Here is a 2,026-nt window from a genome sequence, read left to right as displayed (position 1 = left end):
CTCCTCAAAGTAATCATTACCAATTGCCATCCCCTTGTTTGTATTCGATCTAATCTCCTCCAGAAGCTTATTATCATCCACATGATGAGAAAACAATGCTCTGTAGTTTTCAGCCGATCATACTCTGTCTTGCCTAAGCTCAAGTATCTGGGTGTGGTGTACAATCAAGGGGTCAGCCAGTAATGCCGCTACCAGTGACACATTAACATGTTGAATTATAATGATTAAGGCTGTATTTCTATAACTGGGGTCATAGTAAAGTTAACTCCCATTTTTAGCCTTCCGCCAACCAATTGGTCGACCGCCTTTCTCAGGTACTACCTTCCTTCCTATAAGCGTAGTCATTTGCTCCTCAAAGTAATCATTACCAATTGCCATCCCCTTGTTTGTATTCGATCTAATCTCCTCCAGAAGCTTATTATCATCCACATGATGAGAAAACAATGCTCTGTAGTTTTTCAGCCGATCATACTCTGTCTTGCCTAAGCTCAAGTCTCTGGGTGTGGTGTACATAAATCAGAGGACTTCCCCAATGCATTAATCTGATAACTTGACCAAGAGTATTCAGCGGGATCTTCACCAAGTCTGCTCTCACTCGGTTGAGTTTTATGTATCGATAAACTTCCAGCAGGTACACATGGTTCGTCATGAATACCCAAGCGTGTATATCTATTTCATACTTCTTCAAGTAGTTTTCAACCATTCTGCGTAGGCGCACTGATCTTCTTCAGAACCATAACAAACCTGGTGATTATTTCCTCGCTGTACAGGATGCACTGGCACACCTGCTAGCGTGATTCTCGGGAGTCGAGCCATTAATTTCCTTCTGAAATAAGTTTTCGGGTTCTTAGGGGTAAGCGTATCACATTTAACCTTACTCTGACCCTAGTTATATGTAAAATTAAATCGGATTCCAACAGCTGGTCTTGGCCGGTATGTGCTATAAAACCAATGTCATTTTGCTCAATGACATTGATATCGGTATTAAACAAAATATTGACACCTTTTTTCTGCATTTCTTGAGCGACAAAATCTCTGATATCCTCATCAAACCCACGTAGTATTTTATCGCCACGATAACAAAGCGTCGTCTGCACACCTAAGCCATGCATAATTCCGGCAAATTCCACGGCGATATAACCACCTCCCACAATTGTGATTCGCTTAGGTAGTTGCTCCAATGCAAACATTTCATTTGAGGTGACCACAAATTCCTTACCTGGAATATCAGGTACAGAAGGCCAGCCACCAGTGACAACCAGAATTCGCTCACATTTAAGCAACTGATTACCCACCCGAACTGTGTGCGCATCAACTAAACTAGCCTGTTCTTCAAATAAGATCACTCCCGAATTCTTTAACAAGCCATCATAAACAGCTTGTAATCGTGATATTTCCTGATTTTTCTGTGCCAGCAAATGTGCCCAGTCAAATTCAGGATTAATACCTGACCAACCAAAGTCCTCTGCCGCACTAAAATCTTCGCGAAAGTGAGAAGCATACACAAAGAGTTTTTTCGGCACACAGCCCACATTAACGCAAGTACCGCCAAGATACCGATTTTCAGCAATTGCCACCCGAACGCCAAGTCCAGCGGCCATACGCGCCGCGCGAACACCTCCGGAACCAGCACCAATCACAAACAGGTCATAATCATAATGAGCCATTTTAATTTTTTATATGTTGATTGTGTTCAATATAGTAGTTCAGCAAGTATTCTAATGCCGTTAAATAATCTTCAGAGTCATAAAATGCAATCATCACTTTATTAAACTCTAATTTATCTTTTGCCTTGATATTTAGGAATGTGCACGAAATAACTTCCTGAAGCAGCCAAGCTTGAATAATGAAATATCTCCCCTAAATTAAGGTTATCTTAATTTATTACTCAGTGGTTGTCTTATGTCATTTCCTTATAAAAAAAATATCGAAAAGTCGATGAAGAAATTTTATGACTCACTTTGTGAAAAAAATAAGCGACGGTATGCCGCCATTGAAAGTGAAAAATTATCTCATGGTGGCGTTA

3 protein-coding genes are annotated in these 2,026 nt (G+C 40.5%); all 3 read right to left on the bottom strand.

Features of this window, described 5'->3' with window-relative positions; genetic code table 11:
* Positions 1 to 261: 261 nt before the first annotated feature.
* The 3 genes from CDZ78_RS24095 to CDZ78_RS11515 all read right to left on the bottom strand — a co-directional run bounded on the left by CDZ78_RS24095 (position 262) and on the right by CDZ78_RS11515 (position 1,667).
* Positions 262 to 513: a hypothetical protein gene (locus CDZ78_RS24095; protein ID WP_307190495.1), complete on the bottom strand. Its 252-nt coding sequence runs from the start codon at positions 511 to 513 to the stop codon at positions 262 to 264.
* Positions 514 to 684: 171 nt separating this feature from the next.
* Positions 685 to 816 (bottom strand): hypothetical protein, encoded by a 132-nt coding sequence (locus CDZ78_RS24090; protein ID WP_307190494.1) that lies wholly within the window; start codon positions 814 to 816, stop codon positions 685 to 687.
* Positions 816 to 1,667, bottom strand: coding sequence for an FAD-dependent oxidoreductase (locus tag CDZ78_RS11515; protein ID WP_087870147.1), 852 nt, complete (start codon positions 1,665 to 1,667; stop codon positions 816 to 818). Before CDZ78_RS11515 ends, CDZ78_RS24090 begins: the two co-directional genes overlap by 1 nt.
* Between the last annotated feature and the right edge of the window lie 359 nt (positions 1,668 to 2,026).

This window comes from Bathymodiolus platifrons methanotrophic gill symbiont, assembly GCF_002189065.1.
Classification (GTDB): domain Bacteria; phylum Pseudomonadota; class Gammaproteobacteria; order Methylococcales; family Methylomonadaceae; genus Methyloprofundus.
The sequence above is the reverse complement of the archived record's forward strand: the minus strand, read 5'-3'. Positions and strand labels throughout refer to the sequence as shown.